This is a genomic window from Pseudoalteromonas sp. MMG012, from assembly GCF_018100875.1.
GTDB lineage: Bacteria > Pseudomonadota > Gammaproteobacteria > Enterobacterales > Alteromonadaceae > Pseudoalteromonas > Pseudoalteromonas aurantia.
The window spans coordinates 1-4,675 of sequence record NZ_JAGJEF010000136.1 but is presented as its reverse complement, the minus strand read 5'-3'; the positions used below and the strand labels follow the sequence as shown (position 1 = coordinate 4,675).

Here is a 4,675-nt window from a genome sequence, read left to right as displayed (position 1 = left end):
TCTAAATGTATCAACTACTTGAGAAAAATCCCGCGTACCTGTATCTGTCATTCGACGACGATAATGAATGGTATCTCCATACTCAGCGCCATGCTCAAGCAAATCGTCGCCCATTGCTTCAGAGTAAGTAAAATCAAACCAAATCGGTTGTGGTGCCATTTGTTGCTCTGACCAACGCTTTGTGTACATTGCCTCTGTAAATAAAGTCGTTTCATTTGATAGCTCATAATTAATAAGCCCTGTTAAATTTAAGCTCTTCATCGGAGTATACAAATAGCTGTCTTGCGAATAATTATATGGATCTGATTCTGGATTATATTCACTATAAGAGCCATCAGGACGACCTTGTAACTCTTTACCGCTCTCTAAATATACATGGCCATTAGGTGTAATTGAGGATCCCCCACACAGTAACTCTTTACCGTCATCACTTTCCGTAATTGGGCATGCGGAAAAATTACGGTCCGTTTGGCTTGCTTCACCGCGGTCCATATATTGCAAACCAAAGACCATATTTCCTTTATCAAAACTATTGCCAATAGTAAGAGCAATGCTATTTCTTTGTGCATCTCCTTCACTACTTAGACCTGTCTGAGCATTTAATTCCGCTCCCTCGACATCATCTTTCAAAATAATATTAACCACACCTGCAACTGCATCGGTGCCGTAAACAGCAGAAGCACCATCTTTGAGTACTTCTACATACTTAATCATAGATACAGGTATCGTATTTAAATCAACTGTAGATGCGGCCCCAGTACCAGAGTTAATCATACGTCGGCCATTGACAAGTACTAAAGTTCTTTGATCCCCCACCCCGCGAAGGTTGATACTGGCATTGCCGCCTGAGCCATTATTAACTCCAGGGTTGGTCATAGCGCCACCAGCAGCAGTCATATCTTGTAAAATATCATCAATGGTCACGGCGCCTGAGGCTTTGATATCCTCAGCACCAATGATTGTAACAGGACTTGCTGTCTCCATATCTGAGCGCTTAATTTTAGACCCCGTCACTTCTATTTTCTCAATTGGTTTATCGATACCCTGTGCGCGTACACTATTCGAAATCATGGGAATAGATGCAATAATAGACAATGCTATAACTGATTTTTTCATACTCACCTTCTACACTTTTTCATGGCCAAATTACAGCCAATAACGTTTGTTTAATTTGTGTGAAAGCTAAATTAGAGCCACCAAGATGAATGAAAAATGACTAACGGTTCAGTATGAGAGCAGTGCATGAAATTGAAGTTAACCGTGGGTTAAAAAACAAGTTAACGATACAATAATTTACACTTATTTTTTTTTAAAACAACAAATTAAGACGAGATATTACGAGAGGAAAAGAGAAGTAAAACTGCGTTTCAAGCTGTTAAATCATGTAACTATCCATATGCTGTAAATACAAACACATGGGATAGCTAACGATTAAGCTTACTCACTTACATTATTGCGTCCCCGTTTTTTAGCACGATATAAAGCTAAATCAGCATGCTTTAATACTTGATCGAAGTGTTGTTTTGAACTTTTTTGTGCTACACCAATCGAGATTGTCACCTTAACCGTTTTGTAGGATTGTGATTTATGCGCTTTTCTAAACTTTTTTCCAACGCGTGAAGCATCCCGGATCACCATATCGTAGCTCGCGACATCCTCTCGTAAACTTTCTAAATATGGCAGACACACCTCTGTATTTTTACGTGGAAATACCGCTGTAAACTCTTCACCACCGTAACGAAATACGCGTCCCCCTCCTTTGATATTTGTAAGCTTTGTCGCTACCAACTTTAAAACTTGGTCGCCAATATCATGACCATAGGTATCATTAAACTTTTTAAAATGATCAATATCAATCATCGCTACCGTGTAACGACGACCCAATGATAATGACAACTGCTTGAGTGCTCTTCGTGTTGGTAACCCTGTTAAGTCATCTCGATAAGCTAGAAAGTAAGACTCGATACATACAACTAAAAGATAAATCAGTGCCACCATGACACATATAACTTCCGCAGATAAAGCAAGGATGTTTGAACTATACAGCTGCCATATCAAGCTGCTTGTAAACAATACTGCAACAGTAAGATCCTTGGATTTGAGACTCAATAACAGCAATAAAAAACCAAATACAGCGCTTGGAAAAATGACAGGGAAATACTCTTTAAGCTCTATTAGTAAGTTGACTTGAGATACGAGCGAAACAATTTCAACATTAAATTTCAGCCAATAAAAAGAAACACCGGCACATAAAATGAAGTAAATAATGCGTGAGACGGCATGAATTGACAAAAAGGCGCGATCTTTTATTAAAGCTAGTACTGTAAACCATAGTGATATACTTAAAATTAACCAAGACTGGTTTTTCCGCCACCAATCTGACCAAAACACGGCTTCCTGTTGACTAGCTATAAATAGTAACCAAACGAGACATGCAATCGCTATTCGGCTGCGATTAAATTGCGCAGCAAAAAATGTCATTAATACTAATAAGGGTATTGATAGTGATGAGATAACACCGTTCCGAGATTCCCAAAGAGGATAAAAGTAAACAAGAGAAGTATAAAATATGTACGTGCTCACCACAGTTATTATAGTCGACTTAAAGCCTGGAAAATTAAACAATATACCCTCAAAAGTAACAAACGGTCTTTTGCTGTGTATTGTAAGGTTGGGGATAATATAATACTACTTTTTAGTTTCTATCAGTACTTAGTACTTTAGCTTAACATCCATAAACTGTATTTATTTTAACCAAAACAAAGATTGATTATATAATTGAATATAATATACAATAAAAACCTACACTGATGTAGGTATACATTCTGAACATAACTATCAACGTACAACAAGGAGCTAAGTCATGAAGATATCTATAAATAAAAAACAATTAAAACAACTCACCCCAACCAATACGCTTTCAGAAGCAGCGACACTTTACGTAGCTGGCGCAGGTCCCAAAACAGCGCGAGCATGTAACAGCAGAGGCTGTAACGATACTGTACATTGCACAGGCCAAGAAGTATGCTGGGATCATACAACGCCAGAAAGAGGTTGTAGATAAATAAAAGTGCGTCGCCCTTTTGTAGAGTGGCGCCTATCCATAAACTTTAATCGACCCAGTAACTAAATCTGGGTAATTGCCTATCATTAATCCCCATATAAGGTTTTAGATAGGCAGACTATGAATAGAAAGAACTAGAAGCATTTGCTGAACAAGCCGCTAACTCAATAAAGTTAGAAGCCGACTGAACTGATTTTCGTAAAATGCTAACCAAGGTCACTGTTGAAGCAGCACTCAATGCTGAGCTAGACAAACATCTTGGCTACGCTCGTCATGAAAAATCTAGTAAAGAGAATTATCGTAACGGTTATTCATCTAAAACCGTTCGCACTGAAGATGACGAAGTTGATTTAGATGCTCCACGCGATAGAGACTCAAGCTTTGAGCCTGTGCTCGTTAAGAAGAATCAAGCCCGTTTTACCTCAATGGATGACAAGATTTTATACCCGTACTCCAAGGGCATAACCACGCGTGATATCGTTGCGACCTTCAAAGAAATGTAGGATGTTGATGTTTCAGCAACGCTCATTTCCCGCGTGACTAACGCGGTAATTGAGTAAGTCGTTGAATGGCAAACTAGGCTTTTAGATGCGGTTTACCCCATTGTTTACCTCGATTGTTTAGTGGTAAAAATCAGACAAGATAAACAAGTTTTGGCAAACTATAAGCGGATGTGTTCTTGCTTAACTGTTTGAGTCGTTTCATTTATTATGCTTATCAATGGCGACATATCCAACATTTAGGGACATCGCTGATGTTTCACCCGCTTTTGAATATGTCGATATAATCTAGTCTATGTATCAATACAGGTAAACCTCACTAAGGTTTGCAGTAAGTAATCAAGCTCTGATTGCTGCTGATAAGTGAGTGAAAGCAGCATTAATCGCTTTTTGTATTGTCGCCTTACACATGATCTCTAACGTGATAAGCTCAACTTCTAATATTTTCCGCTCACGCTCCAGTTCAACTTCAAGTTCTTCTTCAGTCAATTCTCCATCTAACATTGCTTGTATTAAAGGCTACAAAGAATCTTTTTCCGCTAACAATGCTTTTTGAAAAGGTTTCATTAAGTCCTCGACGTTATGCTCAACCACATTTAATGCTGCCTCTAGCATTTCATCGAGTAGCTTTTGTGTATTCATTACTTTTTCCTTAATGTTATTGCTTCATTTGCTCACCACGAACCATTGCTAAAAATACACGCTGATATTGTGCTCTACGTCGCTTAATTATGAAATCTGAAATCGTATTATTTTTTCGATGGGTAAGCTGGTCTTGTTGCCACATAGTTTGAGTCATCGTAACTTGCTTAGTCGTCAATTCATTCAGCTCTCGTACTTTTTGTCGTAAAAGTAAAGCCGACAATTCAACATCTATCTGTATATACCCTTTACTGCTAACTTGATAACTTCGCTTTTCAACAGGTTGTAGAGCCAACTCTAAATAAAAGCGCTCTACTTGTTTTGCCACATTCATCATCTGTTGTTGAGACTGATGGTCATAATCAGAAACTAACTGAACTGAACACCCACTTGATAAGCCAAGCAACAGCCCACTCACTATCAACAAAAATACCTTTGATACCAATCTGCTTAAGTATGTGATCTAATA

Annotated in this window: 6 protein-coding genes and 1 pseudogene; 2 read left to right on the top strand and 5 right to left on the bottom strand. The window is 38.3% G+C overall.

Features of this window, described 5'->3' with window-relative positions; translation table 11 throughout:
- The coding region (locus tag J8L97_RS22360) for a TonB-dependent siderophore receptor (protein WP_211052900.1) at positions 1–1,116 on the bottom strand (1,116 nt) is incomplete at its 3' end.
- 321 nt (positions 1,117–1,437) lie between these two features.
- Positions 1,438–2,481, bottom strand: coding sequence for a GGDEF domain-containing protein (locus J8L97_RS22355; protein ID WP_247688786.1), 1,044 nt, complete (start codon positions 2,479–2,481; stop codon positions 1,438–1,440).
- A 382-nt stretch (positions 2,482–2,863) separates the two neighbouring features.
- Here J8L97_RS22355 and J8L97_RS22350 point away from each other — a divergent pair, with 382 nt between their 5' ends.
- The gene (locus tag J8L97_RS22350; protein ID WP_211052898.1) at positions 2,864–3,064 is read left to right on the top strand and encodes a hypothetical protein; all 201 of its coding nucleotides are present in this window, start codon (positions 2,864–2,866) and stop codon (positions 3,062–3,064) included.
- A gap of 203 nt (positions 3,065–3,267) precedes the next feature.
- Positions 3,268–3,759, top strand: a pseudogene (locus tag J8L97_RS22345) (transposase).
- Between the two features lie 144 nt (positions 3,760–3,903).
- Here J8L97_RS22345 and J8L97_RS22335 read toward each other — a convergent pair.
- From J8L97_RS22335 to J8L97_RS22330, 3 genes are read right to left on the bottom strand one after another with little or no spacing between them, the layout of a single operon-like run.
- Positions 3,904–4,068 (bottom strand): hypothetical protein, encoded by a 165-nt coding sequence (locus J8L97_RS22335; protein WP_211052895.1) that lies wholly within the window; start codon positions 4,066–4,068, stop codon positions 3,904–3,906.
- A 15-nt stretch (positions 4,069–4,083) separates the two neighbouring features.
- On the bottom strand, positions 4,084–4,206 hold the full coding sequence (locus J8L97_RS23890; RefSeq protein WP_282098576.1) for a hypothetical protein: 123 nt from the start codon (positions 4,204–4,206) through the stop codon (positions 4,084–4,086).
- A 16-nt stretch (positions 4,207–4,222) separates the two neighbouring features.
- Positions 4,223–4,633 carry a hypothetical protein gene (locus J8L97_RS22330; RefSeq protein ID WP_211052893.1) on the bottom strand — a complete coding sequence of 137 codons (411 nt, stop codon included), beginning with the start codon at positions 4,631–4,633 and terminating at the stop codon, positions 4,223–4,225.
- Positions 4,634–4,675 lie beyond the last annotated feature (42 nt).